The organism is Baekduia alba, assembly GCF_028416635.1.
Taxonomy (GTDB): domain Bacteria; phylum Actinomycetota; class Thermoleophilia; order Solirubrobacterales; family Solirubrobacteraceae; genus Baekduia; species Baekduia alba.
This window is the reverse complement of sequence record NZ_CP114013.1, coordinates 1,340,113-1,365,853: the sequence shown is the minus strand read 5'-3', so window position 1 is coordinate 1,365,853 and position 25,741 is coordinate 1,340,113. Positions and strand designations below refer to the sequence as shown.

Below are 25,741 nucleotides of genomic sequence, written 5' to 3'. Positions count from 1 at the left end.
CGCTTCCGCGGGCCGCTAAGGGGCGCTGGTGATCGCTACTCGAAGGAGGTGCTGCATGTGGCGGGCAACGGTACCGGACGGCTCCGGCGGGCTCAAGGGCCGGCCGGCTGGCTCACCCGCGGCGCCCGCGCCGCCGCGGCGGCGAGGAGCGGAAGCTCTCCTGCGCCAGCGCCGCGTCGACCGACACCAGCGCCGCCTCCGCGCCGATGGCGACCGCGCCCAGCAGACGAGGTCGCTGGAGGGCGTGAGCGTGCTCATGCCCTCCGCCCTTCCCGGCCCCTACAACCCGTATGCCTGCAAGAGGTTCAACCACACCTCGCTGCGCGTCGGGAACGCCGGGATGGCGTGCCAGAGGTCGTCGAGCGACACCTGGCCGACGATCGCGATCGTCGCCGCGTGCAGCCACTCGGCGACGTCGACGCCGACGAACGTGGCGCCGACGATCACGCGCCGGTCCTCGTCGACGACGATGCGCGAGGTCCCGCCGCCGCCCTTGCCGTGGAACGACGCGCCGGCGGTGCCGTCGGTCGACACGTCGACCACCCGCACATGCAGCCCGGCCTCGCGCGCGCTGGCCTCGGTGTGCCCGACGGCCGCGACCTGGGGCTCGGTGAACGTCACGCGCGGCGGCGGGGTGGGCGGGGTCGTGGTCCGCAGAAGCGCGCCGGCGTCGCCGCAGATCTGGTCGGCGGCCAGGCGCGCCTGGTGCTTGCCCTCGTGGGTGAGCAGCGCGCGGCCGTTGGCGTCGCCGACGACGTAGAGCCAGTCGTGGCCCGCGACGCGCAGGTCGTCGCCGACCTCGACCGAGCCGGGCGGGTGGGCGGAGATCGCGACGTCGACGGCCTCGAACCCCAGGTCCTCGGTCAGATGCCGCCGGCCCGAGGCCACCAGGATCTCGTCGGCCTCGATCGCGCCGTGCGCCGACGTCGCGACCGTCACGCGCCCGTCGGCACCGCGCGACACCGCGGTCGCGCTCACGCCGCACTTGACGTCGACGCCCGCCCTGACCAACCCCTCCGCCACGAGCTCCGCCGCGAACGGCTCGTCGCGCCCGAGCAGGTGGTCCTCGCGCTCCAGCAGCGTCACGCGCGCGCCGAGCGTCGCGAACGCCTGCGCCAGCTCGGACCCGACGGGGCCGCCGCCGAGCACGATCAGCGACGCCGGCACGTCGCGGACCTGCGACGCCTCGCGGTTGGTCCACGGATCGACCTCGGCCAGGCCGGGGATCGGCGGGATCAGCGGCGCCGTGCCGACCGACACGACGACCGCGCGGCGCGCCCGCAGGATGACGTCGCCGACATGGACGACCTGCTTGCCCGCGATGTGCCCGTGGCCGCGCACGAGCATCACGCCGCGCTCCTCGAGCCACGGCAGCTGCGCGCTGTCGTCCCAGCCGTGCACGACCTCGGTCCGGCGCTCGAGCGCCGCGGCCACGTCCAGCGGGCCGGTGACCGCCTCGCGCGCGCCCGGCACGCGCCGCGCCTCGGCCAGCGCCTGGGCCGGGCGCAGCAGCGCCTTGGACGGCATGCACGCCCAGAACGAGCACTCGCCGCCGACGAGCCGGTCCTCCACGATCGCGACCTCGAGGTCGCGGCCGCCCAGGCGCCCGGCGATCACCTCGCCGGAAGGGCCCGCGCCCAGCACGACCACGTCGACCTCGCGGATCTCGCTCACGCGCCGGCCTTCCAGTCGCGGAACGCGTCGAGCAGCTCGGCCTCGACGCGTGGATCAAGTCCTTCAGGATCGATGTGGCCCACGACCTCGAGCGTCTCGCGCATCTGCACCATGTAGCGCGAGCAGCACCCACAGGTGTCGACGTGCCGTTCGAACCGGGCGCGTACGTCCACGGTCATGACGCCCTCGTGGTAGTCGGTGACCAGCTCCACCATCTCGCGACACGACAGCCCGCCGCAGTCCGGAGACGGGTCCTTGCGCCAGAAGGTGAGCCAACGTGGTGGGGTCATGAGGCGATCCACTCCTCGAGCGCCTTGCGCACCTTGGCGCGGGCGCGATGGAGGAGCACGCGCTGGTTGGTCTCCGTGACGTCCAAGACGTTGCGCACCTCGTCCGACGACAGCCCTTCGAGGTCGCGAAGGCTGATGACGATGCGCTGGCGCTCGGGCAGCTCGGCGATCGCCTCGCGCGCGATCCGCAGCACCTCCTCGCTCTCCAGCGACGCCTCCGGGTCGTCGTGCCAGTCGGCCGGCGCGCTCGTCCACGCGCCCTCGCTGGTGAACCGCGACGGGTCGACCGTCGGGCCCTCGCCGTCCTCCATCCCCTCGCCGCCGCCGACCGAGGCGAACGGGATCGAGCGGTGCTCGCGCACCCCGCGCGTCTTGGCGCGGTTGGTGAGGATCCGGAACAGCCAGGTCTTGAACGACGAGCGGCCCTCGAAGCGCTCGAGGCCGCGCAGCACCGCGACCCACGTCTCCTGCACCACGTCCTCGGCGAGCGCGTCGGTCGGGACGTACATCCGGGCCAACCGCATCAACATGGGCGAGTACCGCCGGACGAGCGCCGCGAACGCGTCTTCGTCGCCCGCACGCGCGCGCTCGACCAGGCTCTGGTCGTCGGCGGGCGGGAAGGACGGCATCCGTCGCGACAATAGCCTGCACGCCGACGGGTCGTTCGGCGTGAGAAGGTGCGGGTACATGGCGCAGCGTTTCATCGGGGTTGACGTTGGGGGCACGAAGGTCTCCGTGGCGGTGCTCGAGGGCCACAAGCTCTCCGAGCCGACCCTCCAACCAACCGCCCTCTCCAGCACCGAGGCGCTGATCGACCAGCTCATCGAGGTGATCGAGGCGGCCGGCCCGGCCGACGCGGTCGGCATCGGCATGCCGTCGGTGATCGACTTCGCGACCGGCACCGCGCGGCACTCGGTCAACGTGCCGCTGCGCGACGTGCCGCTGCGCCGCCTGCTCACCGAGCGCCTGTCGATGCCCGTGTTCGTCGACAACGACGCGACCGTCGCGGCGCTCGCGGAGGCCCACGACGACGATCTCCATCAGGTCGCCCAGTCGCTCGTGCTCTTCACGATCGGCACCGGCGTCGGCGGCGGCATCGTCATCGGCGGGCGCATCTACCGCGGCGCGACCGGCGGCGCGGCCGAGCTCGGCCACCAGCTGATCGGCGCCGACCTGTCGGCCGGCCAGCCGCCGCACAGCGACGCGGCGCCGCAGCCCGGCTCGCTGGAGCGCCTCGCGGCGGGCCGCGCGCTGGACGCCCTGGGCCGCGAGCGCGGGTTCCCCGACGGACCGGCCGTGGTGACCGCCGCCCGTGCCGGGGACGCCTCCGCCCTGGAGGCCATCCACATCCTCGGCGAGCGGCTCGGCGTCGGCATCGCGAACGCCATCAACGTCTTCGATCCCGAGCAGGTCGTCATCGGGGGTGGCGTCAGCGCGGCGGGCGAGCTCCTGCTCGAGCCCGCGCGCGCCGTCGCCCGGCGCTTCGTCCTGCCGGGCGTGGGTACCCGCACCGAGATCCGTCTGGCGCGCTACGGCCCCAAGGCCGGAGTGCGCGGAGCAGCCCTTTTGGCTGGTCAGGAAGTGCTCAACTCGTGAAGTCCGGGGTTGCCTCTGCTGGCGCGGCCCTAGGATCGATCGAGAGAGATATTCCAGGAGGCAACACCATGAGCAACGCAGCATCCGTCAACGAGCGCCTCGCGCGGCTCACCGCGCTGGGCACCAGCATCTGGCTGGACCAGATCGAGCGCAAGCTCGTCGAGGGCGGCGAGCTCGCCCGCCTGGTCGCCGAGGACTCCCTCCGGGGCATGACGTCGAACCCCGCGATCTTCGAGAAGGCCATCCTCGGCAGCGAGGAGTACGACGACCAGATCCAGCAGCTCGCCGCCGACGACGCCGACGCGCGCTCGATCTACCAGGCGGTCGCGATCCGCGACGTGCAGAACGCCGCCGACGTGCTGCGCAGCGTCTACGACGAGACCAACGGCTACGACGGCTACGTCTCGCTCGAGGTCGACCCGGACCTGGCCTTCGACACCGACAAGACGATCGCGCAGGCCCAGGAGTACTGGGGTCGCGTCGGCCGCCCCAACCTGATGATCAAGATCCCGGGCACCGACGAGGGCCTGCCGGCGATCGAGGAGTCCCTGTACGCCGGGTTGAACATCAACGTGACGCTGCTCTTCAAGGTCGAGCAGTACGAGAAGGTCATCGAGGCGTTCTTGAAGGGGTTGACCCGCCGCCTCGACGAGGGCAAGCCGGTGGACGGCATCCACTCGGTCGCGTCGTTCTTCGTCTCGCGTGTCGACACCGAGGTCGACAAGCGCCTCGACGCGCTCGGCAACACCGACCTGCAGGGCAAGGCCGGCCTGGCCAACGCCCGCGCGGCCTACCAGCTGTACCTGAAGTACTTCAAGGGCGACGCGTTCGCCAAGCTCGCCGCCGCCGGCGCGCCGGTCCAGCGCCCGCTGTGGGCGTCGACCGGGGTCAAGAACCCCAAGTACCCGGCCACGCTGTACGTGGATGGCCTCGCGGGCCCGGAGACCGTCAACACCATGCCGGTCGCGACGCTCGAGGCCGCGCGCGAGCAGAGCGAGGCCAAGGGCGACGAGGTCGCGATCGACCCGAGCAAGGAGCTCGCGGCGCTGGCCGACGCCGGCATCGACATGACCGACGTCACCGACAAGCTCCTCAAGGACGGCGTCGACGCGTTCGTCACGCCGATGGAGAAGCTGCTCGAGGGCATCGACGCCAAGCGCAAGGCCATCGCGTGACCGCGGAACGGCTCGCCTGGCGGCTCGCGTTCCGGGCACGAGCTCGCCCAGGGGCTCGCTCGAGCGGCCGCCGAGAGGACGGGCGTTGATGTCGGCGGCCGACGGCATCGACGCGGCGATCCCCGACGCCTACGCGCCGGCGATCGACGCGCGCCTGTCGCGCGCCGCGAGCGACGACGTCGCCGGGCGCATCGCCGCCCGCGACGACACGCTCTGGGGCGCGGCGGGCCAGCCGGAGGTCGCCAACCGGCTCGGGTGGCTCGACGTGCACGAGCGCCTGCTCGCCGAGGCCGAAGACCTCCACGCGTTCGCCAGGCAGGCGCGGGCCGACGGCCTGACCGAGGCCGTCGTGCTCGGCATGGGCGGCTCGTCGCTGGCGCCCGAGGTCTTCCGGCGCTCGTTCGGCACGCACGAGGACGGGCTGATCCTCCATGTCCTCGACTCCACCGACGCCGACGCCGTGCGCGACGTCGAGGCCGAGATCGACGTCGCCAAGGCGCTGTTCGTGGTGTCCTCGAAGTCCGGCGGGACGGTCGAGACGCTGTCGGCCTTCCACTACTTCTGGGACAAGACGGGCGGCAACGGCTCGCAGTTCGTCGCCGTCACCGACCCGGGCTCGGGCCTCGCCACGCTCGGTGAGGAGCACGGCTTCCGGCGCGTCTTCGCCAACGACCCCAACATCGGCGGGCGCTACAGCGCCCTGTCGTACTTCGGGATCGTCCCGGCGGCCCTGCTCGGCGCCGACCTGAAGGCCCTGCTCGGCGGCGCGACCGCGCTCGGCCCCGCGTTGCGCGAGCGCGACCCCGCCAACAACCCCGGCCTGTGGCTCGGCTCCGTCCTGGGCGAGCTGTCGCTCGCCCGGCGCGACAAGCTGACGTTCCTGGTCGACCCGCCGATCGAGTCCTATGGGTTGTGGGTCGAGCAGCTGATCGCCGAGTCGACGGGCAAGCACGGCAAGGGCATCCTGCCCGTCGCCGACGAGCCGGTCGGCGCGCCTGAGGCCTACGGCAGCGACCGCGTCTTCGTCCACCTCCACGACGCGGGCCACCATCCCGCCGACGCCGGCGCGGTGCAGCGCCTGATCGACGCCGGCCAGCCGGTGATCACGATCCCCGCCCACGGCGCGGCCGACCTCGGCCGCATCATGCTGCTCTTCGAGTTCGCCACCGCGGTCGCCGGTTGGGTGCTGGAGATCAACCCGTTCGACCAGCCCAACGTGCAGGCGGCCAAGGACAAGACCAAGGAGGTCCTGGCGATGGCGTCGCCGCCGGACATCCCGGAGGCCGACGCGGCCAAGTTGAAGGCCCTGCTCGACGACGGCCCGGCGTCCTACCTGGCGATCCAGGGCTACCTCGCCCCCACGCCGGAGTTCGACGACGAGATCGCCGACGTGCGCGCCAAGCTGCGCGACCGTACGACCATGGCCACCACCTTCGGCTACGGCCCGCGCTACCTGCACTCGACCGGCCAGCTCCACAAGGGCGGCCCGCCCGAGGGCCGGTTCCTGCAGCTGCTGCACGTCGCCGACGAGGACGTGACGATCCCGGGCGGCGGGGCGGGCGGCCCGGCATCATTCGAGACCCTCAAGCGCGCGCAGGCGGACGGCGACCTGCTCGTCCTGCGCGACCACGGGCTGCCGGCGGAGCGCATCGTGCTCCAGGGCGACCCCGTCGCGGCGCTGCGCATCATCAAGGAGAACCTGTAACCCCATGGCGCAGATCGGCTTCATCGGCCTCGGCCGGATGGGCGGCAACATGGTCGCCCGCATCAAGCGCGACTCCGACCACGAGGTCGTCGCCTTCGACTTCGACGCCGGCGCGGTGGGCAGGTCCACCAAGAAGGGCGCCGTCGGCGCCAAGTCGCTCGCCGACCTCGTCAAGAAGCTCGAGGCGCCGCGGATCGTCTGGATCATGGTCCCGGCCGGCGACCCGACGCAGCAGACCGTCGACAAGCTCGCCAAGCTGCTGGAGAAGGGCGACACGATCGTCGACGGCGGCAACTCCAAGTGGACCGACGACATGGCGCGGGCCAAGGAGCTCAAGAAGCTCGGCATCAACTACGTGGACGTCGGGACCTCCGGCGGCGTCTGGGGCATCGAGGTCGGCTACTGCATGATGGTCGGCGGGCCCAACCCCGCGATCAAGCGGCTCACGCCGTTCCTCGACATCCTCGCGCCGCCGCCCGACGAGGAGCACGGGCCGGGCTGGGGCCACATGGGCCCGACCGGCTCCGGCCACTACGTCAAGATGGTGCACAACGGCATCGAGTACGGGATGATGCAGGCCTACGCCGAGGGCTTCAACCTGTTCGACGCCTCCGAGTTCAAGCTCGACAACGCGAAGATCGCGCACCTGTGGATGCGCGGCTCGGTCGTCCGCTCGTGGCTCTGCGAGCTGGCGGCGATCGCCTTCGAGCAGGAGGGCAACGACCTCGAGGCGCTCGAGCCCGTCGTCGCCGAGTCCGGCGAAGGCCGCTGGACCGTCGAGGACGCGGTCGAGAAGCGCATCCCGACGCCGGTCATCACCGCCGCCCTCTACGAGCGCTACAACTCCCAGGACCGGGACGACTTCGCCAACAAGGTCAACGCGGCGCTCCGCGCCCAGTTCGGCGGGCACGCGGTCCAGCGTCGCGCCGACGGCTAGGACGACAACATGGCGACCACCGACGTCAAGCTCGGCGACGCGGCCCCGGACCACAACCCGCTCATCGAGGGACTGGAGCGGCTTCCGGTCCACCCCACGACGCTGGTGATCTTCGGCGCGACGGGCGACCTCGCCCGTCGCAAGCTGCTTCCCGCGATCTACAACCTCGCCCACGAGGGCGCGCTGCCCGAGCGCTTCAACCTGATCGGGTCGTCGCGCAGCGAGATGGCGCACGACGAGTTCGCCGAGCAGGCGGCCGAGGCGATCAAGCAGTTCAGCCGCCGGCCGCCGGACGAGACGGTGCTCAAGGAGCTGCTGTCCAACGTCCGCTACGTCGCGGGCACGTTCGACCGGGACGGCGTCTACGACAGCCTCACCGAGCACCTCGACGAGTTCGACGAGACCGCGGGCCAGCCGCTGAACCGCGCGTTCTACCTGTCGACCGCGCCGGAGTTCTTCCCGGTCATCATCGAGCAGCTGGGCAAGCACGGGCTCAACGGCCACGAGGGCGCCGAGGTCCGCGCGGTCATCGAGAAGCCGTTCGGCACCACGCTGGCCGAGGCCATGGAGCTCAACCGGCGCGTCCTGGCGGTCTTCGCGGAGCAGCAGATCTTCCGCATCGACCACTACTTGGGCAAGGAGACCGTTCAGAACGTCATGGCGTTCCGGTTCGCCAACGGCCTGTTCGAGCCCGTGTGGAACCGCAACTACATCGACCGCATCGAGATCACCGCGGCCGAGGACCTGACGATCGGGACGCGCGCCGGCTACTACGACAACGCGGGCGCGCTGCGCGACCTGGTGCAGAACCACATGCTCCAGCTGCTGTGCAACGTCGCGATGGAGCCGCCGGTCCACTTCGAGGCCGACGAGATCCGCGACGAGAAGGTCAAGGTCCTGCGGTCGGTGCTCAAGCCGACGGCGGAGACCATCGACCAGATCGCGGTCCGCGCGCAGTACGCGGCGGGCACGATCGGCGGCGTCGACGTCAAGGGCTACCTGGAGGAGGACGGCGTCCCGCCGGACTCCAACACCGAGACCTACGCCGCCATCCGGCTGGAGATCGACAACTGGCGCTGGGCCGGCGTCCCGTTCTACCTGCGCACCGGCAAGTCGCTGGCGCGCAAGGTGACCGAGATCGCCATCACGTTGAAGCCGGTCCCGCATCTCGCGTTCCAGCAGGAGGGCTCGGTCGGCGTGCGCCCGAACCAGCTGATCCTCACGATGCAGCCCAACGAGGGCGTGTCGCTGTCGCTCGGCGCGAAGATCCCGGGCACGCGCATGCGCATCCGGCCGGTCAACATGGAGTTCCTGTACGGCACGTCGTTCATGTCGCAGTCGCCCGAGGCCTACGAGCGGCTGATCCTCGACGCGATGCGCGGCGACGCGACGCTCTTCACCCGCAACGACGAGGTCGAGGCGCAGTGGGAGATCTGCGACCCGATCGTCCGCAAGTGGGAGGCGACGCCGGGTCCGCTGCCGCAGTACGAGGCCGGGACGCAGGGGCCGCCGGCGGCCGATCGCCTGCTTGAAGACGGCGCGCGCTGGCGCGCGATCTAGGACGACCAGGCACCCGATCACATGGCCACCGTCGACACCGTCTGGCGCGCTTCGGACACGAACCCGGGCGCCATCGACGCCGCGCTGCGCGCCGCGCTCTCCCAGGTCCACCGCGAGAACGCCGGCTACGTGCCGGCGCGCGTGCTCAACCTGGTGTGCGTGGTCGACAAGCAGTACTCCGGCGAGATCGCCAACCGCCTGCGGCGCGTCGGGCGCTACCACCCGTCGCGCACGATCGTCTGCTCGGTCGACCCGAAGCGCACGACGCTCGACGCGGTCGCGACGATCGCGGGGCCCTCCGAGGTCCGCGAGGGCGACATCGGGCTGCTGCGCGAGACGGTCGTCGTCGAGTGCGGCGAGCGCCACCTCAGGCACCTCGACAGCATCGTCGACCCGCTCGTCGTCACCGACCTGCTGACCTGCGTGTGGGCGCCGCACGGCCACCACGAGGCGGTCGACTCGCTGCTGGACCTGGCGCAGATCGTGCTGACCGACAGCGTCGACGACCCCGAGCCGGCCGACGCGATCCACCGCGCCCGGCAGCTCTCGGAGAAGGTGTACGTGGTGGACCTCGCGTGGCTGCGCTCGACGCCATGGCGCGAGCGGATCGCCGCGACGTTCGACCCCGACACGGTGCGGCCCGAGCTGCGCACGATCTCGTCGGTGACGATCCGCCACCACCCCGACAGCGCCGCGAGCGCGCTGCTGCTCGTCGGCTGGCTCGCCTCCCGGCTGGACTGGCGCTGCGCGCCGCTGATGGCCCAGCGCGGCGGCGTGACCGAAGGCTCGGTCCATGCGCGCCGCCAAGATGTACGCGTTCGCCTGGAGCCCGACCCGCGGCTGCAGGTCCGCGGCCTCTCCGGCCTGACGCTGGCGACCGCCTCGGGCCGGACCTACTCGCTGGAGCGCGGGCCGGGCGGCCTGCGCGCCCACTTCGAGAACCGCCGCGGCGAGGTGCGCGACTGGACGATCCTCGGCGCCTCGCGCGGCGAGGCGGGGATCCTGGGCGAAGGCATTCGCCAGGCGCTGCTGCGGGACCAGACGTACGCGCCGGCGCTGGCAGCGGCGGCGTCGCTGCTGCCTTAGCTTAGGGGCGGGCGTTTGTGGCGCCCAGCGCGGGTTGCGTTGGGTGCTGCGCGGCGTGGTGCGTCCGCATCAAGGACGTGAAGGCGCTGGGGCGGGCGCGACCGCTGTCGGTGGGGCTCGTCGCTGGTCGTGCTCCGGGGCGGGCGATTCGGGGCCGAACCGCCATCTCAACACCGCAATGGTGTCAGGCGTGGCTCAGCTCCACGATCGGCAGGTGCCGCGCGGTCATGTCCGGGTAGTGCGCGCCCGGCGGATAGGCGACGACCATCGCCGCGAACAGCCGGTCGTACTCCGCCCCCGGCGGCACCTCGCGCCACGTCATCGTCTGGCGCCGCCCGCCGAGCAGGATGTCCACCGTGTCGCTCGCGCGCAGGTTCAGCCACCACGCCGGCGTGCGGTCGTTGCCGGCGTTCGCGGCGAGCAGGGCCAGGGCGTCGCCGTCACGCCGGTAGATCAGCGGGGTGTGGCGGACCTTGCCGCTCTTGCGCCCGGTCGTCACGAGCACCAGGACGGGCGCGCCGAACCAGCCGGCGCCGACGCGCCCACGGGTGCGGATCAGCGTCTCGGAGTGGATCCTGGCCCAGACCGCGGCCGCCGGCCGCAGGCGCGCGGTGTGGTGCGTGAACAGGGCGAGCGCGCGTTGCATGGGCGGCATCGTTGCAGCGATCCGGCGATCGTCGAGTAGTTTGCACGCGCGATGCGGCAGATAGCCGGTGACGTCCCCCTAGGCGGGAGCCCGTTCCCGCCCATCGCTGAGTACGCGTTCCTCTCGGATTGCGAGACGACCGCGCTTGTCGCCCCGAGCGGCAACATCGAGTGGCTGTGCCTGCCGCGCATGGACGGCCCGTCCGTGTTCGGCGCGATCCTCGACCGCGACGCGGGCGGCTTCAAGCTCGCGCCGGTGGACCAGTCGGTCCCGGCCGGCCGGCGCTACGTGCCGGGCACGATGATCCTGGAGACCACCTGGGGCACCCGCACGGGCTGGGTGATCGTGCGCGACCTCCTGCTCGTCGGCCCCTGGCACCACGAGGAGGACCGGTCCCAGACGCACCGCCGATCCCCCACCGACTTCGACGCCGACCACGTGCTGCTGCGCACGCTGCGCTGCGTCAACGGGTCGGTCGAGATGAACATGGAGTGCTCGCCGGTCTTCGAGTACGGCGCGGTCCACCCCGAGTGGGAGTACACGTCGTCGGGCTATCACCGCGCGAAGGCGTCGGCGCCCGGCGTCCGGACCGAGCTGCACCTGACGACCGACCTGCGGATCGGCTTCGAGGGCCACCGCGCCCGCGCGCGCACCACGCTGCGCGACGGCGACACGGCGTTCGTCGCGCTGTCGTGGTCCACGCACGGGGCGCCGCAGAGCTACGACGAGGCCTACCAGCGGCTCGTCGGCACCGCCGACTACTGGCACGAGTGGCTCGCGCACGGCGAGTTCCCCGACCACCCCTGGCGCGGCTACCTCCAGCGCAGCGCGCTCACGCTCAAGGGCCTGTCGTACTCGCCGACGGGCGCGATCGTCGCCGCGTCGACGACCTCGCTGCCCGAGACGCCCGGCGGCGTCCGCAACTGGGACTACCGCTACTCGTGGATCCGCGACTCCACGTTCGCGCTCTGGGGCCTGTACACGCTCGGCTTCGACTGGGAGGCCAACGACTTCTTCTACTTCATCGCCGACGTCGCCGGCGAGGACCAGGCCGGCTTGCAGGTCATGTACGGGATCGGCGGCGAGAAGGAGCTGACCGAGCAGGTCCTCGAGCACCTCGACGGCTACGAGGGCGCGCGCCCGGTCCGGATCGGCAACGGCGCCTTCGACCAGCAGCAGCACGACGTCTGGGGCGCGGTCCTGGACTCGATCTACCTCCACACCAAGTCGCGCGACGAGCTGCCCGAGACCGTGTGGCCGCTGCTGTGTCGCCTGGTCGAGGCGGCGATCGAGCACTGGCGCCTGCCCGACCGCGGCATCTGGGAGGTGCGCGGCGAGCCGCGGCACTTCGTGTCCTCCAAGGTCATGTGCTGGGTCGCGTGCGACCGCGGCGCCCGCCTGGCCGCCCTGCGCGAGGACCACGAGCGCGCCGAGCGCTGGCAGGCGGCGGCCGACGAGATCCGCGCCGAGGTCCTGGACAAGGGCGTCGACGAGCGCGGCGTGTTCGTCCAGCACTACGGCTCCGACGCGCTGGACGCGTCCTGCCTGCTGATGCCGCTCGTGCGCTTCCTGCCCGCCGACGACCCGCACATCGTCGCGACCGTCAACGCGATCGACGAGGAGCTGACGGTCGACGGGCTCGTCCTGCGCTACAAGGTCGAGGAGACCGACGACGGCCTGGAGGGCGAGGAGGGCACGTTCGCGATCTGCTCGTTCTGGCTCGTGTCCGCGCTGGCCGAGATCGGCGAAACGCGGAGAGCCCGCGAGCTGTGCGAGAAGATGTTGTCGTATGCCTCGCCGCTGTTGCTGTACGCGGAGGAGATCGACCCCAAGTCGGGTCGCCACCTCGGCAACTTCCCACAGGCCTTCACCCACCTCGCCTTGATCAACGCCGTCATGCACGTCATCCGCGCCGACCAAGAGCTCGCCGCCGCCCAGCAGCCGCTGGACGCCAGCCGCCGGCGCTGACGCTCGACGCAGACGCTCGAAGGAGCCCGTTCCATGCCCGTCCAACTGGTCCGCCAACCCGATCCCGAGATGCTCGCGCGCCACGCCGCCCGCGACCTGATCGCCTCGATCCAGGACGCCCGCGCCGCGCGCGGCGCCGCCCACGTCTGCCTCGCCGGCGGCTCGACGCCGATGCGCTGCTACGAGCTGCTCGACGGCCAGCTCGACGACTGGGCCGACGTGCACCTCTGGTACGGCGACGAGCGCTGCGTGCCGTTCGACGACCCGGAGTCCAACCACGGCCAGGTCAAGGAGCGCCTGCGCGCACGCGGCGCGGTCTGGCACCCGATGCCCGCGACGCTCGGCCCGTCGGAGGGCGCGATCGAGTACTCCCGCGCGCTCGGCGCGACCGTCCTCGACGTCACGCACCTGGGGATGGGCCCCGACGGGCACACCGCGTCGCTGTTCCCGAACCACGAGCTGCTCGGCGCGCACGGCGTCGCGGTCGGGATCACGGACTCGCCCAAGCCGCCGCCGGACCGGATCACGCTGACGCTGCCGAAGATCAACGAGTCGCGCCGGATCGTCCTGCTGGTCACCGGCGAGGGCAAGTCGGAGGCGCTGGCGCGCGTCATGGCCGGGCCGGACCGCGTCTATCCGGCGTCGCTGCTGGACCGCGCCAAGCTGCTGGTCATGGCCGACAACGCAGCCCTCCCGGCCTGATGCCCGGCGAGGTCTGGCTCGTCCGCCACGCCGAGACCGACTGGGCCAAGGCGGGCAAGCACACCGGGCGCACCGACGTCCCGCTCAACGACGACGGCCGCGCCCACGCCGCGAGCCTGCCGCAACGGCTGAGCGGTCAGCGGTTCGCCGCGGTCTACGCCAGCCCGCTGTCGCGAGCGCGCGAGACGGCGGAGATCGCCGGCTACGGCGACCGGGCTCAGCTGCTGGACGACCTGCTCGAGTACGACTACGGCGACTACGAGGGCTTGACGACGCCGGAGATCCGCGAGCAGCGCCCCGACTGGTTCCTATGGCGCGACGGCGTCCCCGACGGCGAGACGCCGGACGACGTCGGCGCCCGTACCGACCGCGTCATCGCCAAGGTGCTGGAGAGCGACGGCGACGTCGCGCTCTTCGCCCACGGGCACGTCCTGCGCGTGCTCGGCGCGCGCTGGGTCGAGCAGCCGGCGGCGCTCGGCGGCCGCCTGGCGCTGAGCACGGGCGCGCTGTGCCGCCTGGGCTTCGAGCGCGAGACGCGGGTGATCCGGGCCTGGAACTTCTGACCGGCGTGTGACACGCGGTTGGACGTCCGTACGATCCCGGATGTCCGCGTCTGGACACTGTGCGGCGGCCATGCCCACCGTCCACGCCGCCAAGAAGAAGCGCAAGCCGGTCAAGAAGAAGCACGCGACCGCGCCCAAGCGCACCTGCAAGGTCGTCACCAAGAAGGTGCACGGCAAGAAGAAGCGGGTGAAGGTCTGCACGCCGGTCAAGGCCAAGAAGAAGAAGCCCGCGGTCCGCAAGCCCGCGGCGCAGCCGGTCGGGTACAAGCCGACCGCGCCCGCGTTCCCGCCGTCGACGCCGATCAGCCCCGGCAGCGGCCCGTCGCCGAACCCGCCGGCGGCCCCGGGCGGGTCGTGGACGCCGCCGGCGGCGCAGCCGATGAGCGCGCGCCAGGCCGAGCGGCTGCTGTGGCGGGCGGGCTTCGGGCCCAAGCCGGGCGACGTCGCGCGCTTCGCCGCGATGGGGCTGGACGCGGCGATCGCCGAGCTCGTCCACCCGGTCGGCGAGCCGACGCTCGTCGGCCCGGCGCCGCACGACGACGCCGGCGTCGCGCTGCAGCCCTACGACCTCTACGGCCACGACCACCTGTGGTGGCTGGATCGCATGGTGCGCTCCAACCAGCCGCTGGTCGAGCGCATGGCGCTCGTCTGGCACGACTGGTTCGCATGCTCACGCGACAAGGTCCAGGCCGACCTCATGTTGGGGCAGAACGCGCTCTTCCGGCGTGCCGCGCTGGGGTCGTTCGCGAACCTCCTGCGCGACATCACGGTCGACCCGGCCATGTTGGTGTTCTTGGACGGCATCGACAACCGCAAGGGGTCGCCGAACGAGAACTACGCCCGCGAGGTCATGGAGCTGTTCACGCTCGGCGCCGACCGCGGGGCCTACACGGAGAACGACATCCGTCAGGCCGCCAAGGCGCTGACCGGATGGCGCGTCGACTACGTCGACGGCATCGGCTTCACGAACTTCCGCTTCGACAACAGCTACCACGACACGACGGTCAAGACGGTCTTCGGCAAGGCGGGGAACTACTCGTGGCAGGACCTCTGCCAGCTGTGCCTGGAGAACCCGTACCACGCGTCGTTCTTCGTGACCAAGCTGTGGTCCTACTTCGTCCCGGTGCCGCCCGACCAGCCGACGCAGGCCACGCTGCAGGCCGCCTACGTCAACAGCGGCTATCAGGTCGCGCCGGTGCTGGAGCTGATCTTCCGCCACCCGACGTTCCTCGACGGGCCCGCGATGGTCAAGCCGCCGGTCGTCGCCAACGCGGGGCTGCTGCGCGGGATCGGGCGCTTCGTCGACACCGACGACTGGGCCTACCTGAGCGGCGAGACCGGCCAGACGCTGTTCTACCCGCCCAACGTGGCCGGGTGGGACGACGAGCGCTGGATGGACACCTCGACGTGGCGCGGCCGCTGGCACGTGACCGGCGTCGCCCTGCAGCCGACGCAGGTGCCGACCGGCGCGCCGTCGAGCTACAGCGACGTCGAGGACGGCGCGACCGCCGTCGCCGCGGCGATCGCCGCGGTCGGCAACCCGACGCTGACCGCCGAGACCGCGACCAAGGTGAAGGCCTTCGCCGACACGGCCCTGCCGGGGACGATGAACGCCACCCAGAAGCGGACCTACCGGGCCATGCGCCAGAACGCGCTGCGCCTCCTGATCGCGACGTCCGCGGACGCGCAGACCTGCTGACACGGAGACCACGAGATGGCCCCCCGCAACTGCTGCAACGAGTTCACCCGCGCGCGCTTCCTGCAGCGCTCCGCCGCGACGGCCGGCAGCGGCCTGCCCGCGATCGAGGCGGGTATGCCCGCGCCGGCGGGCACCGGCCTGTCGCGGCGCACGTTCCTGTCGCGCACGCTCGGCGGCGCGCTGGCCGTCTACGGCGGCTCGCGGCTCGGGATCGACGCGTTCGAGGCGGGCATCGCCAACGCCGCGGCCGATCCGTCGCGCGTGCTCGTCTCCGTGTTCATGGGCGGCGGGATGGACGGGCTGAGCGTCCTGGCGCCGGTCGGCGACAGCCGCTACGCGGCGCTGCGCCCGACGCTCGCGACCGCGGTCGACGGGACCCGCACGTTCGCCGAGGACCCGACCCTGCAGTGGACGGGGGCCGCGGACTCGCTGCGCACGCTGCACGGCGAGGGCAAGGTCACCGTGATGCCGGCGATCGGCTACGACCATCCCAACCAATCGCACTTCACCAGCCGCCACTTCTGGGAGGTCGGCGAGCTCAGCGTCGACGGCAGCTTCGGGTGGCTCGGCCGCTTCCTGGACCACTACGGCGTCGCGGACAACCCGCTGCAGGGGCTGTCGATGAACTCGTACCTGTCGCCCGGGCTGGCGGCGGCGCAGGTCCCGGTCGCGTCGGTCTACCGGCCCGACCAGTTCGGCCTGTTCGTGCCGGGCGTCAGCAACCCGATCCTCGGCTCGATGTACAGCGCGATCGGCGGGCTCGGCGCCTTGCCGTCGGGCGACGGCGCGATCGCGCAGGCGCGGCTGGTGGCGACCGAGGTCGACTCCATCCGGACCACGCTGCTGCCCTACCAGGGCGCGGCCGTGACGCACTCGCCGACGTACCCGACCGGCGACTTCGGCCGCAAGCTGGAGGTCCTGGCCGCGATGCTGTCGGCCAACGTCCCGGTCCGCGCGGTCGCGGTCGACGCGCCCGGCGCCTGGGACTCGCACGCCGACCAGGCGAACACGATCGGCCGTGACGTCAAGAACGCGTTCGACACGCTGCTGGCCTTCCAGCGCGACCTCGAGGCCCGCGGCGTCGCCGACCGCGTGCTCGTCCACGTCTGGACCGAGTTCGGCCGCCGCCCGCAGGAGAATGCCGGCGGCACCGACCATGGCGCCGCGGGCTCGTCCTTCATCATCGGCACCAAGGCCAAGGGCCAGATGGTCGGCTCCTTCCCGGGCCTGACCTCGCTGGACCCGCAGTCCAACCTGAAGGTGACCAGCGACTTCCGCGGCGTCTACTGCTCCCTGCTGGAGCAGTGGTTCGGCGTCGACGCCGCCCCGGTCATCCCGGGCGCAGCGTCCTTCGCCCGCCCGACGCTGGTGGCGGCGTAGCGCCTAGCTCTCGCAGGCGATGCCGTCGTGGTCGGCGTCGAGGCGGTAGTGGTCGTTGCCGACGACGCGGAACGGGCCGGACACGTAGTAGGGGCCGTTCCCGGAGCCGCCGGCGCAGTCGTAGTCGGACACGTTGGGCTTGAGGCAGCGGCCCTTGTAGGCCGGGTCGCACTTCTGCTTGGCGGTGGCGGCGCTGGGCGCGGTCACGGCCGCGAGCGCGCAGATGGACAGGGCCACGACAGCGAAGCGTGAGGACATGCGGCGGACGCTAAGGGAACGCTGAGCGTTCTCGCCCCGCCGATGGTCCAGGTTCCGGGGTCAGCGCGAAGACGGGGCGTCAAAGTTCCGCATCGCTCGGCCGACAAGCGGGGGTAGATGGCCAGCGTCGCCGCCGACTCGCCCATCGATCCCGCCGCCCGCCGGCGCCGCGCCCGGTCGCCCGAGGTCAAGGCGCTCACCGCCCTGCTAGGCGGCGCTGCCGCGTGCCTGGCGTCGGGCGTCGCGTTCCCGATGAGCGACCAGGCGCCGCGGACGCTGGGCGCGGTGATGGTCGTCGTCGCCCTCGCGCTGGCCGCGGGGACGTTCGTCTTCGGCGACCGTGTTCGGCGCGGCGCGTTGCTGGCGGAGGTCTGCGTCGTCTGCGCGCTGAACTCGTTCCTGGTCACGCGGGCGCACACGGCCGGCGGCGCCATGGCGGACGCGTTCGCCTACGTCTGGCTCACGGTCTATGTCGCGGCGTTCTTCCCGAGCGCGTGGGCGTGGTTCGGCGCGCTGGTCGCGGCCGGCTTCGGCGCGGGCCTGCTGGCGGCCGGCCTGCCGGGGCTCTTCACCGCGTGGCTGCTGCTGTCGCTGTCGGTCGTCACCGCGGGCGCGGTCGTCAGCCAGGTCAGCCGGATCATGCTCGGCCGGATGTCGACCGACCACCTCACCGGCACGCTGAACCGCTCCGGGCTTCAGGAGGCGGCGCGCCGGATGCATCTGCGCCGGCGCCGGCGCGAGCGGGTCGTGACCGTCGCGGCGTTGGACCTCGACGGCTTCAAGGCGGTCAACGACCAGCGCGGCCACGCGTCCGGCGACCGCCTGCTGGCCGAGGCGACCGCCGCCTGGCGCGACGCCCTGCGCGCCGACGACGTCCTGGCCCGCACCGGCGGCGACGAGTTCATCGTGTTGATGCCCGACACCGATCCGGACGAGGCCCGCGCCGTCCTGCTGCGCCTGCGCGCCGCGCACCCGGTCGCCTGGTCGGCCGGCGTGACCGGCTGGGACGCCGACGAGCCGCTCGCGGCCTGCCTCGAGCGCGCCGACCGCGAGCTCTACGCGATCAAGCACGCCCGCTGAGCCGGACCGTCGTCGCCTACCGCCCGGTCGCTGGGGTGACGGCTCGGTCCGCCTCGGCCAGGCGCTGCGGATCGTCCGGCGCGACGGCGCCTGGACAAAGGTCCGGACGCAGCTCGACGTGACAGGCTGGCTGAAGACCGCCACCATCTGCGGTCCCCCATGAGCCGCCGCGATCTCCTCCACGTCCTGACCGCCCTCGCCGAGCTCGCGGGCAACGCGCCCGGCGTCCCGGTCGCCGTCGCCGACCTCGACGAGCGCCTCGGCCGCGGGCGCGCCGACCTGCGCACGACGCTCAACCTCGCCTCGCTCGCCGCCGAGGGCCTCGTCGAGCAGGTCGACGCCGCCTCCTGGTCGGCGACGCCGGCCGGCATCGCCCGCCACGGCGAGGACGAGGACTACGCCAACCGCTAGTCCTCCAAGAACGTCCCGCGCACGCGGATCATCCGCGCCGCCCCGCGCAGCGCCTCGGCCATCGGCGCCGCGCCCTCGCCCAGCTCGTCGAGCACCACGTCGGCGCCCAGGTCCAGCGACCACGCCAGGCGCAGGATCGGAAACCGGCGCGCCTCGAGCACGCGCGCCAGCCAGGCGACCTCGGGGCCCAGTGGACCGCCGCCCGCCACCTCCAGCGCCGCCCAGTTGAGCAGGTGCTGGAGGTCGTGCTGGCACCAGAGCCGGCCGACGTCGCCATAGACGGCGTCCTCGTCGGCGAACTCCGCGTAGTACCGCTCGCAGACCGCGGCGGCCAGCGCGACGAGATCCACGACGGCGTCCGACCCCGGAACGGGCGATGGCGCCGCGCTGGGCGGCGCCATCCCCGACGGCGGGGCGACGCGACGCGGGGGCGGCAGCTCGCTGGTCACGAGCCAACCGTACCCCCCGCGCGGCGTGGCGTTCAGGCGACGCCGGCGGCCTCCCGGTCGTCGTCGCGCTCATCGTCGAGCACGTCGCGCGACGGGATCCGCACGGGCGCGGGACCCGCGGCGGCGGCGACCGCCGACTCCTCGTGGCCCAGCGACGGCAGCCACTCGAGCCACTTCGGCAGGTACCAGTTCCAGTCGCCGAGCAGCTTCATCGTCGCCGGCAGCAGGACGGCCCGGACGATCGTCGCGTCGATCAGGATCGCGGTCGCCAGGCCCACGCCCATCATCTTGAAGTCCAAGTAGCTGAGCGTGGCGAAGATCGCGAACACCGCCACCATCACGATCGCCGCGCTGGTCACGGTCCCGGCCGTCGTCCGGATCCCGCTCGCGACCGCGTCCTCGGTCTTCATGCCGCGGTCGTAGGCCTCGCGGATCCGGCTGAGGATGAACACGTGGTAGTCCATCGACAACCCGAAGAGGATCACGAACAGGAACATCGGCAGCCAGCTGGTGATCGACCCGGTGGAGTTGAAGCCGAGCAGCTTCTCGCCGTGGCCGTCCTGGAAGACCCAGGTCAGCACGCCGTAGGCGGCGCCGACCGACAGCAGGTTCAACACGATGGCCTTGATCGGGATCACGATCGAGCGGAACGTCATCAGCAGCAGCAGGAACGCGAGGCTGAGGACGAAGCCGAAGACGATCGGCCAGCGCGACTTCATGAGGTCGTTGAAGTCCTTGGACCCCGCGGTGTCGCCCGTCACGTACGCCTTGGTCCCGGCCGCAGCGGCGAACTTCGGAACGACGTCGCCGCGCAGCGTCGCCAGCGCGCCGTTGGAGGCGGCGTTGTTGCCGTTGCCGACGATCGGCAGGTCGATGGACATGACGTGGTGGTCGGGCGAGATCGACACGTCGATCGGCCGCTTGACCTGGCCGCTGGCCAGGGCGTCGCGCTTCAGCCCGTCGACCGCCTTGGCGATCTTCTCGGTCCGGACGTCCTTGGCCTTGATGACCACGGTCGCCGGGATCTCGCCGCCGGGGAACGCGGCCTGCATCTTGTCGTACACCTTCATGACCGGCAGGTTCCGCGGGATCGCGTCCACGCCGCTGTCGGCGGTGTGCATGTGCAGCAGCGGCGACGCCATCACCAGCAGCAGCGTGGTGGCGGAGACGACCGAGACGACCGGGTGGCGCAGGACCGGGTTGAGGATCAGGTTCCAGCCCTTGCCGCCGGTCTCGACGTCACGCTCGCGCGCCTTGGCCATGCGCTTGCCCAGGAACGGGATGCGCCCGCGCTCCAGCCACTTGCCCGAGCCGCTCAGCAGCGCGGGGATCACGGTGACCGAGCCGAGCATCGCGACCAACACCACCAACATCGCGCCGATGCCCAGGGCGGTGAACGTCGAGTCGCCCGCCAGCAGCATCCCGGCCATCGCCGTGATCACGGTGACGCCGGAGATCAGGACGGCACGGCCCGAGGTCGCCGCGGCGATCGCCACCGCGTCCTTCGGTGAGTGCCCGCGCGCCTTCTCCTCGCGTTCACGACGCAGGTAGAAGAGCGAGTAGTCGACACCGACGGCCAGGCCCACCAGCAGGACGACCTCGTTGATGAAGTCGTTGAGCGAGACGACGTGGCTGATCGGGCCGAGCAGGCCGATCGTGCCCACGACCGCGGTGACGCCGAGCAGCAGCGGGACGCCCGCGGCGATCAGCGCGCCGAAGGTCAGGACGAGGATCACGAGCGTGACCGGGATCGACAGCATGCCGGCCTTGGCGAAGTCGTCGCCGAAGGCCTTGTTCAACGCCTTGTCGGCCGATGCGTCGCCGAACTGCCCGACGAACAGCGCCGGGTGGGCGGCGGCCGCGGCCTTGACGCCGGCCTCGACCGCGTCGACGCGCTTCTCGGTCAGGTCGTCGTCGCCGTCGATCTTGAGCTGCACGAGCGCGCTGCGGCCGTCGGGGGAGATCTGGCCGCCGGCGCCCTTGCCGTACGGGGACTGCACCTCGACGACGCCGGGCTTGCCGGTGACGCCCTTGATCACCGCGTTGACGGTGGCCTTGAACTCTGGGTCCGTCGCCTTCCTGCCGTGCTCGCTTTGAACGAGGACGGTCTCGGACGCCTGGTCGGGGTAGGCGTCGTTGACGATCCGATCGGCGGTGGCCGAGTCGCCGTGGCCGGAGCCGTCGTCGCTGGGCGTGATGGTGCCGACGGCGTTGCCGATCACCAGAGCGGCCAGCACGAAGGCCAGCCAGCCGGCGATCGCCTTGCCGCGATGCCGCGTGCTCCAGCGGCCGATGCGCGCTGCGAGCGACGGGGAGTGCTGCGCGGGAGGAGGAGAGGAGGTCATGACCGCAAGCTTCGCCGCGGGACCACCGCACCGCCATGCGGGCGACTGGCGGGTGTGCGTGGGGGAATCCCCACCCGTAGGGGTTCGGTCGGGATGACCCTGAGAGCGCAGGTCACCGCCCGGAACCGCGCTGGATCCTCGCTAGTCTCCGGCCGATCACCGGAGAACCGACCATGGACCCGCACACCGAGATCGCCAGCGCTCCGACCAAGACGACGCCCAACGGCCACCCGCCGCGCGCGGGCGCGATGGACCCGGGCCGCGTCGAGGTCCGCGACACGACGCCGTTCGTCGAGCGCACGCCCGTCCGCTCCGCGTTCCCGCCGATCGCCGACTACGGCTACCTGAGCGACTGCCACACCGGCGCGCTGGTCGCGCCGGACGGCACGATCGAGTGGCTGTGCCCGCCGCGCTTCGACTCGCCGTCGGTCTTCGGCGCGATCCTGGACCGCAGCGCCGGCGGCTTCCGCCTCGGCCCGTCGGCCATGGGCGTCCCGGCCGGCCGCCGCTACGAGCCCGGCACGATGATCTTGGAGACCACGTGGATGACGCCGACGGGCTGGGTCGTCGTCCGCGACGCGCTCGTCATCGGCCCGTGGCGCGAGCGCACGCAGGGCTCGGCGACCGCGCACACGCGGCCGCCCACCGACTTCGAGGCCCACCACGTCCTGGTCCGCACGATCACGTGCATCCACGGCCAGGCGCAGATCGAGATGCTCTGCGAGCCGATGTTCGACTACGGCCGCATCCCGGCGACGTGGTCGACGGTCCCCAACGACTCCTTCGCCTTCGACGCCACCGACGGCGGCAGGACCGTCCGGCTGATGTCGGACATGAACCTCGGCATCGAGGGCGGCCTCGCGCGGGCGCGCCATCGCCTCGAGAAGGGCGAGACGCGGTTCTGCGCGCTGTCGTGGTCGCGGCTGCTCGACGGCCCGCGGACCTCGGAGGACGCGAGCGCCGCGCTGCAGCACACGTCGGAGTACTGGCGCGGCTGGCTGGCCGACGCCGACTTCCCGGACCACCGCTGGCGCAACCACCTGGAGCGCAGCGCGCTGACGCTGAAGGGCCTGACCTACGCGCCGACCGGCGCGCTGGTCGCGGCGCCGACGACGTCGCTGCCCGAGACGCCGGGCGGCGTGCGCAACTGGGACTACCGCTACACGTGGATGCGCGACGCGACGTTCACGCTGAGCGGCCTGCACTCGCTCGGCCTGAACTGGGAGGCCGACGACTTCATCCAGTTCGTCGCCGACCTCGGCCGCAACGAGGACGGCGCGCTCCAGATCATGTACGGGATCGGCGGCGAGCGCGTGCTGGAGGAGGAGACGCTCGACCATCTCACCGGGTACGAGGGCGCCCGGCCGGTCCGCGTCGGCAACGACGCCTACCGCCAGCGCCAGAACGACGTCTTCGGCGCGGTGCTCGACTCGCTCTGGCTGCACGCCAAGGAGTACGGGCACAACAGCGCGCGGCTGTGGCCGGTCATCCACGACCAGGTCGAGCAGGCGATCGCCTCGTGGCGGCTGTCCGACCAGGGCATCTGGGAGTCGCGCGGCGACCCCCAGCACTACGTCTCGAGCAAGTTGATGTGCTGGGTCGCGCTGGACCGCGGCGCGCGCCTGGCCGCCCGCCGCGGCAAGGACGACCTCGCCGACCGCTGGCGCATGGTCGCCAACGAGATCCACGCCGAGATCCTCGAGCGCGGCGTCGACGAGAACGGGCGCTTCACGCAGTACTACGGGTCCAAGAACCTCGACGCGTCGCTGCTGCTGATCCCGCTCGTCCGCTTCCTGCCCCACGACGACGAGCGCGTCCGCAACACCGTGATGGCGATCGCGGACGAGCTCACCGAGGCGGGCCTGGTCCTGCGCTACCGGACCGAGGAGACCGACGACGGCCTCACCGGCGAGGAGGGCACGTTCCTGATCTGCTCGTTCTGGCTGGTCAGCGCGTTGATCGAGATCGGCGAGCGCAAGCGCGGCCACCAGCTCTGCGAGCGGCTGCTGTCGCTGGCGTCCTCGCTCGACCTCTACGCCGAGGAGCTCGACGCCTCCACGGGCCGCCACCTCGGCAACTTCCCCCAGGCCTTCACGCACCTGGCGCTCATCAACGCGGTCATGCACGTCATCCGCGACGAGCAGCAGAACCCGGAGTAGCGCGATCCTGCGGGCCGCCTCGCCCGCTGACGGTCGCTGACGCGCTTCACGTGCGGGCGCACGCTGCCGCTGCGCCAGCGACGTCAGCCACGACGATGCCGGCCGCAGGAACGCGCGACCCGCGGCGGAGCACCTGGTTCAGGCCGCGCGCATGCGCGCTGCCACCTGCGTCGCGAGCAGCGCGATCGGCCGCGGGTCGGCCGGCGGGCGCGACGGCGGAGGAAGTCGGAGACCCAGCCGCCGGTGGCCTTCGAGGGCCTCGGCGAGCTGTCATGCCCGCCGGGCTGCCCGCGCGGGCTCCGGAAGCGACACGGCGCTGGCCAGCGCGACGAGCGCCATGACCGGCAGCACGGCCATCGTCGTCCCCAGCGAGGTCGCGTCGGCCAGCGCGCCGAGGCCGGCGGCGACCAGGCCGCCAAGGCCGATCGCCAGCCCCAGCGTCACGCCCGACGCCAGCCCGTGGCGGCCCGGCAGGTACTCCTGGCCGAGCACGACGGTCGTCGAGAACGGGCCGTCGACCGTGAAGCCGATCGCGGCGACCAGGACCACGAACGGCACGAGCCCGACGTGGGGCAGCGCGAGCAGCAGCAGCGCGAGCGGCGCCATCGCGGTCACGAGCACCGAGCGGCGGCCGAAGCGATCGGCGCAGCGCCCGCCGATCAGCGTGCCGAGCGCGCCGAAGACGAGCATCACGGTCAGGATCGCGTCGCCGCCGCCCGTCGAGCCGTCGAAGTGGTGGATCACCCACACCGGGATGAACGCCAGGAGCGCGAAGAACGCGCCGGTGCGCGAAACGGCCGCGGCGATCAGGCGCGCGAACGGCCACCACTGCGCGGGCTCGGTGGTCGGCGACGTCGCGGCGGCGGTCGGGTGCGCGGCGTCGTCCTCCGCCACCGCCAGCGCCGGCAGCCGGCGCGCGGTGACCACCGCCAGCGCGAGGCCCGGGATCGCCAGCAGCGGCGTCGCGTCCAGCCCGAGCACCGCGATCGCCGGCGCGGTGAGCAGCGGCCCGAGCGCGAACCCCAGGTTCCCGCCGACCGAGAAGTAGGACATGCCCTTGCCGCGCTCGTCGCCCGACGCGGCGCCGGCCAGGCGCGCGGCCTCCGGGTGGAACGCCGCGACGCCGAGGCCGCTGACGAACAGCGCGGCCGCGAGCATCATGTAGGAGTCGCAGAAGCCGACGGCCCCGAGGCCGAGCCCCGCCGCCGCCAGGCCGAAGGGCAGCAGCAGCGGCGAGGACAGCCGGTCGGCCCACAGCCCGAAGAGCGGCTGGACGATCGACGAGCCGATCGTCGCCGCGGTCAGCAGCGCGGTCGCCGACGCGAGGCTCAGCCCGTGCGCCGCGATCAGGAACGGCAGCAGCGCGGGCACCGCGCCCTGGCAGAGGTCGACCGCGCCGTGGCCGGCCGCGAGCATCCCCAGACGGCGGCGGTCCAGGCTCATCCCGGCAGCCCGTCTACGACCAGCGCCACCACCCGCTCGCGCGCCTTGTCGGCTGGCCAGCGGTGGCCGGTGCGCAGGTGGCGGTAGGTGTGGCCGGTCGCGTTGAAGATCAGCGTCGCGGTCTCTGCCGGGTCGGCCACGCCGGCGATCGAGCCGTCCTCCGCGCCCGCCTCCAGCAGCCGACGCAGCGTGCCGGTGAACAGCTCGCGCGTCAGGACCTCGCCGTCGCCCTGCTCGTGGAAGACGCGCTCCAGCGCGGTGCTCAGCGCCGCGAAGACGCCGAGGTAGCGCTCGTCGATCTCGCACACCGACGCGAGCGCGCCGCGCAGGCGCTCGCGCGCGGTCCCGCCCGCGGCCAGCACCGGCAGCGCGGCGTCGCGGAACTCCTGCTCCAGCAGCTCGGCGAGCGCGACCAGCACCTCGTCCTTGCCCACGCCGTGGCGGTGCATCGTCATCCGCGAGACGCCGACCGCGGCCGCGATCTCGGCGACGGTGAGCTCCTGCCAGTCGCGGTGGCCGAGCTGGTCGCGAAGCTGCGCGAGGCGGTCGGTGTCGAGGAGCATGGGACGGAACCGTACCAGACTGTTACATGTACGTCACACACCCGATCGGCGC

Annotated in this window: 23 protein-coding genes; 14 read left to right on the top strand and 9 right to left on the bottom strand. The window is 72.3% G+C overall.

Going from position 1 to position 25,741, the window contains the following annotated elements; translation table 11 throughout:
* Window positions 1-279 precede the first annotated feature (279 nt).
* From DSM104299_RS06690 to DSM104299_RS06680, 3 genes are read right to left on the bottom strand one after another with little or no spacing between them, the layout of a single operon-like run.
* A complete protein-coding gene (locus tag DSM104299_RS06690) occupies window positions 280-1,674 on the bottom strand; it encodes a dihydrolipoyl dehydrogenase family protein (RefSeq protein ID WP_272476515.1) in 1,395 nt (464 codons plus the stop codon).
* The gene (locus DSM104299_RS06685; protein WP_272476514.1) at window positions 1,671-1,964 is read right to left on the bottom strand and encodes a zf-HC2 domain-containing protein; all 294 of its coding nucleotides are present in this window, start codon (window positions 1,962-1,964) and stop codon (window positions 1,671-1,673) included. The genes DSM104299_RS06690 and DSM104299_RS06685 overlap by 4 nt, the downstream gene beginning before the upstream one ends.
* On the bottom strand, window positions 1,961-2,593 hold the full coding sequence (locus DSM104299_RS06680) for an RNA polymerase sigma factor (RefSeq protein ID WP_272476513.1): 633 nt from the start codon (window positions 2,591-2,593) through the stop codon (window positions 1,961-1,963). Before DSM104299_RS06680 ends, DSM104299_RS06685 begins: the two co-directional genes overlap by 4 nt.
* A 58-nt stretch (window positions 2,594-2,651) precedes the next feature.
* Here DSM104299_RS06680 and DSM104299_RS06675 point away from each other — a divergent pair, with 58 nt between their 5' ends.
* From DSM104299_RS06675 to DSM104299_RS06650, 6 genes are all read left to right on the top strand, one after another.
* The gene (locus DSM104299_RS06675) at window positions 2,652-3,560 is read left to right on the top strand and encodes an ROK family protein (protein ID WP_272476512.1); all 909 of its coding nucleotides are present in this window, start codon (window positions 2,652-2,654) and stop codon (window positions 3,558-3,560) included.
* Between the two features lie 68 nt (window positions 3,561-3,628).
* On the top strand, window positions 3,629-4,735 hold the full coding sequence (gene tal, locus DSM104299_RS06670) for a transaldolase (RefSeq protein ID WP_272476511.1): 1,107 nt from the start codon (window positions 3,629-3,631) through the stop codon (window positions 4,733-4,735).
* A gap of 88 nt (window positions 4,736-4,823) precedes the next feature.
* Window positions 4,824-6,440: a hypothetical protein gene (locus DSM104299_RS06665; RefSeq protein WP_272476510.1), complete on the top strand. Its 1,617-nt coding sequence runs from the start codon at window positions 4,824-4,826 to the stop codon at window positions 6,438-6,440.
* 4 nt (window positions 6,441-6,444) lie between these two features.
* Complete coding sequence (gene gnd, locus DSM104299_RS06660; protein WP_272476509.1) at window positions 6,445-7,377, top strand: phosphogluconate dehydrogenase (NAD(+)-dependent, decarboxylating); 933 nt, start codon at window positions 6,445-6,447, stop codon at window positions 7,375-7,377.
* Between the two features lie 9 nt (window positions 7,378-7,386).
* Window positions 7,387-8,937: a glucose-6-phosphate dehydrogenase gene (gene zwf, locus DSM104299_RS06655; protein WP_272476508.1), complete on the top strand. Its 1,551-nt coding sequence runs from the start codon at window positions 7,387-7,389 to the stop codon at window positions 8,935-8,937.
* 21 nt (window positions 8,938-8,958) lie between these two features.
* Window positions 8,959-10,023 carry a glucose-6-phosphate dehydrogenase assembly protein OpcA gene (locus DSM104299_RS06650; RefSeq protein ID WP_272476507.1) on the top strand — a complete coding sequence of 355 codons (1,065 nt, stop codon included), beginning with the start codon at window positions 8,959-8,961 and terminating at the stop codon, window positions 10,021-10,023.
* 184 nt (window positions 10,024-10,207) lie between these two features.
* Here the strand turns inward: DSM104299_RS06650 and DSM104299_RS06645 are convergent, their stop codons facing one another.
* A complete protein-coding gene (locus DSM104299_RS06645; protein ID WP_272476506.1) occupies window positions 10,208-10,669 on the bottom strand; it encodes a nitroreductase/quinone reductase family protein in 462 nt (153 codons plus the stop codon).
* 51 nt (window positions 10,670-10,720) lie between these two features.
* Here DSM104299_RS06645 and DSM104299_RS06640 point away from each other — a divergent pair, with 51 nt between their 5' ends.
* The 5 genes from DSM104299_RS06640 (at window position 10,721) to DSM104299_RS06620 (ending at window position 16,981) form a co-directional block, all read left to right on the top strand.
* Window positions 10,721-12,637: a glycoside hydrolase family 15 protein gene (locus DSM104299_RS06640; RefSeq protein ID WP_272476505.1), complete on the top strand. Its 1,917-nt coding sequence runs from the start codon at window positions 10,721-10,723 to the stop codon at window positions 12,635-12,637.
* A gap of 33 nt (window positions 12,638-12,670) precedes the next feature.
* Window positions 12,671-13,339, top strand: coding sequence for a 6-phosphogluconolactonase (gene pgl / locus DSM104299_RS06635; protein ID WP_272476504.1), 669 nt, complete (start codon window positions 12,671-12,673; stop codon window positions 13,337-13,339).
* The gene (locus DSM104299_RS06630; RefSeq protein WP_272476503.1) at window positions 13,339-13,902 is read left to right on the top strand and encodes a histidine phosphatase family protein; all 564 of its coding nucleotides are present in this window, start codon (window positions 13,339-13,341) and stop codon (window positions 13,900-13,902) included. The genes pgl and DSM104299_RS06630 overlap by 1 nt, the downstream gene beginning before the upstream one ends.
* Window positions 13,903-13,972: 70 nt before the next feature.
* The gene (locus tag DSM104299_RS06625) at window positions 13,973-15,601 is read left to right on the top strand and encodes a DUF1800 domain-containing protein (RefSeq protein WP_272476502.1); all 1,629 of its coding nucleotides are present in this window, start codon (window positions 13,973-13,975) and stop codon (window positions 15,599-15,601) included.
* Window positions 15,602-15,616: 15 nt separating this feature from the next.
* Window positions 15,617-16,981, top strand: a complete 1,365-nt coding sequence (locus DSM104299_RS06620; RefSeq protein ID WP_272476501.1) for a DUF1501 domain-containing protein — start codon at window positions 15,617-15,619, stop codon at window positions 16,979-16,981.
* A 3-nt stretch (window positions 16,982-16,984) separates the two neighbouring features.
* Here the strand turns inward: DSM104299_RS06620 and DSM104299_RS06615 are convergent, their stop codons facing one another.
* Complete coding sequence (locus DSM104299_RS06615; RefSeq protein WP_272476500.1) at window positions 16,985-17,239, bottom strand: excalibur calcium-binding domain-containing protein; 255 nt, start codon at window positions 17,237-17,239, stop codon at window positions 16,985-16,987.
* Between the two features lie 117 nt (window positions 17,240-17,356).
* Here DSM104299_RS06615 and DSM104299_RS06610 point away from each other — a divergent pair, with 117 nt between their 5' ends.
* Entirely contained in the window at window positions 17,357-18,319 is a 963-nt protein-coding gene (locus DSM104299_RS06610; protein WP_272476499.1) for a GGDEF domain-containing protein, read from the top strand.
* 159 nt (window positions 18,320-18,478) lie between these two features.
* Window positions 18,479-18,730, top strand: coding sequence for a hypothetical protein (locus tag DSM104299_RS06605; protein ID WP_272476498.1), 252 nt, complete (start codon window positions 18,479-18,481; stop codon window positions 18,728-18,730).
* Here DSM104299_RS06605 and DSM104299_RS06600 read toward each other — a convergent pair.
* Window positions 18,727-19,179, bottom strand: coding sequence for a hypothetical protein (locus tag DSM104299_RS06600; protein WP_272476497.1), 453 nt, complete (start codon window positions 19,177-19,179; stop codon window positions 18,727-18,729). The two genes, DSM104299_RS06605 and DSM104299_RS06600, sit on opposite strands and share 4 nt — an antisense overlap.
* Window positions 19,180-19,211: 32 nt before the next feature.
* Window positions 19,212-21,524, bottom strand: a complete 2,313-nt coding sequence (locus tag DSM104299_RS06595) for an MMPL family transporter (RefSeq protein WP_272476496.1) — start codon at window positions 21,522-21,524, stop codon at window positions 19,212-19,214.
* A gap of 173 nt (window positions 21,525-21,697) precedes the next feature.
* Here DSM104299_RS06595 and DSM104299_RS06590 point away from each other — a divergent pair, with 173 nt between their 5' ends.
* Window positions 21,698-23,683, top strand: a complete 1,986-nt coding sequence (locus tag DSM104299_RS06590; protein ID WP_272476495.1) for a glycoside hydrolase family 15 protein — start codon at window positions 21,698-21,700, stop codon at window positions 23,681-23,683.
* Window positions 23,684-23,953: 270 nt separating this feature from the next.
* On the opposite strand, the gene DSM104299_RS06585 is transcribed toward DSM104299_RS06590, so the two are convergent.
* Complete coding sequence (locus DSM104299_RS06585) at window positions 23,954-25,126, bottom strand: MFS transporter (RefSeq protein WP_272476494.1); 1,173 nt, start codon at window positions 25,124-25,126, stop codon at window positions 23,954-23,956.
* Window positions 25,123-25,689: a TetR/AcrR family transcriptional regulator gene (locus DSM104299_RS06580; RefSeq protein WP_272476493.1), complete on the bottom strand. Its 567-nt coding sequence runs from the start codon at window positions 25,687-25,689 to the stop codon at window positions 25,123-25,125. Before DSM104299_RS06580 ends, DSM104299_RS06585 begins: the two co-directional genes overlap by 4 nt.
* Window positions 25,690-25,741: the final 52 nt, after the last annotated feature.

Coding starts and splice junctions, on each gene's coding strand:
- DSM104299_RS06685 (WP_272476514.1), bottom strand. CDS start 1,964: ATGACCCCACCACGTTGGCTCACCTTCTGGCGCAAGGACCCGTCTCCG.
- DSM104299_RS06680 (WP_272476513.1), bottom strand. CDS start 2,593: ATGCCGTCCTTCCCGCCCGCCGACGACCAGAGCCTGGTCGAGCGCGCG.
- DSM104299_RS06675 (WP_272476512.1), top strand. CDS start 2,652: ATGGCGCAGCGTTTCATCGGGGTTGACGTTGGGGGCACGAAGGTCTCC.
- tal (WP_272476511.1), top strand. CDS start 3,629: ATGAGCAACGCAGCATCCGTCAACGAGCGCCTCGCGCGGCTCACCGCG.
- DSM104299_RS06665 (WP_272476510.1), top strand. CDS start 4,824: ATGTCGGCGGCCGACGGCATCGACGCGGCGATCCCCGACGCCTACGCG.
- gnd (WP_272476509.1), top strand. CDS start 6,445: ATGGCGCAGATCGGCTTCATCGGCCTCGGCCGGATGGGCGGCAACATG.
- zwf (WP_272476508.1), top strand. CDS start 7,387: ATGGCGACCACCGACGTCAAGCTCGGCGACGCGGCCCCGGACCACAAC.
- DSM104299_RS06650 (WP_272476507.1), top strand. CDS start 8,959: ATGGCCACCGTCGACACCGTCTGGCGCGCTTCGGACACGAACCCGGGC.
- DSM104299_RS06645 (WP_272476506.1), bottom strand. CDS start 10,669: ATGCAACGCGCGCTCGCCCTGTTCACGCACCACACCGCGCGCCTGCGG.
- DSM104299_RS06640 (WP_272476505.1), top strand. CDS start 10,721: ATGCGGCAGATAGCCGGTGACGTCCCCCTAGGCGGGAGCCCGTTCCCG.
- pgl (WP_272476504.1), top strand. CDS start 12,671: ATGCCCGTCCAACTGGTCCGCCAACCCGATCCCGAGATGCTCGCGCGC.
- DSM104299_RS06630 (WP_272476503.1), top strand. CDS start 13,339: ATGCCCGGCGAGGTCTGGCTCGTCCGCCACGCCGAGACCGACTGGGCC.
- DSM104299_RS06625 (WP_272476502.1), top strand. CDS start 13,973: ATGCCCACCGTCCACGCCGCCAAGAAGAAGCGCAAGCCGGTCAAGAAG.
- DSM104299_RS06620 (WP_272476501.1), top strand. CDS start 15,617: ATGGCCCCCCGCAACTGCTGCAACGAGTTCACCCGCGCGCGCTTCCTG.
- DSM104299_RS06615 (WP_272476500.1), bottom strand. CDS start 17,239: ATGTCCTCACGCTTCGCTGTCGTGGCCCTGTCCATCTGCGCGCTCGCG.
- DSM104299_RS06610 (WP_272476499.1), top strand. CDS start 17,357: ATGGCCAGCGTCGCCGCCGACTCGCCCATCGATCCCGCCGCCCGCCGG.
- DSM104299_RS06605 (WP_272476498.1), top strand. CDS start 18,479: ATGAGCCGCCGCGATCTCCTCCACGTCCTGACCGCCCTCGCCGAGCTC.
- DSM104299_RS06595 (WP_272476496.1), bottom strand. CDS start 21,524: ATGACCTCCTCTCCTCCTCCCGCGCAGCACTCCCCGTCGCTCGCAGCG.
- DSM104299_RS06590 (WP_272476495.1), top strand. CDS start 21,698: ATGGACCCGCACACCGAGATCGCCAGCGCTCCGACCAAGACGACGCCC.
- DSM104299_RS06585 (WP_272476494.1), bottom strand. CDS start 25,126: ATGAGCCTGGACCGCCGCCGTCTGGGGATGCTCGCGGCCGGCCACGGC.
- DSM104299_RS06580 (WP_272476493.1), bottom strand. CDS start 25,689: ATGCTCCTCGACACCGACCGCCTCGCGCAGCTTCGCGACCAGCTCGGC.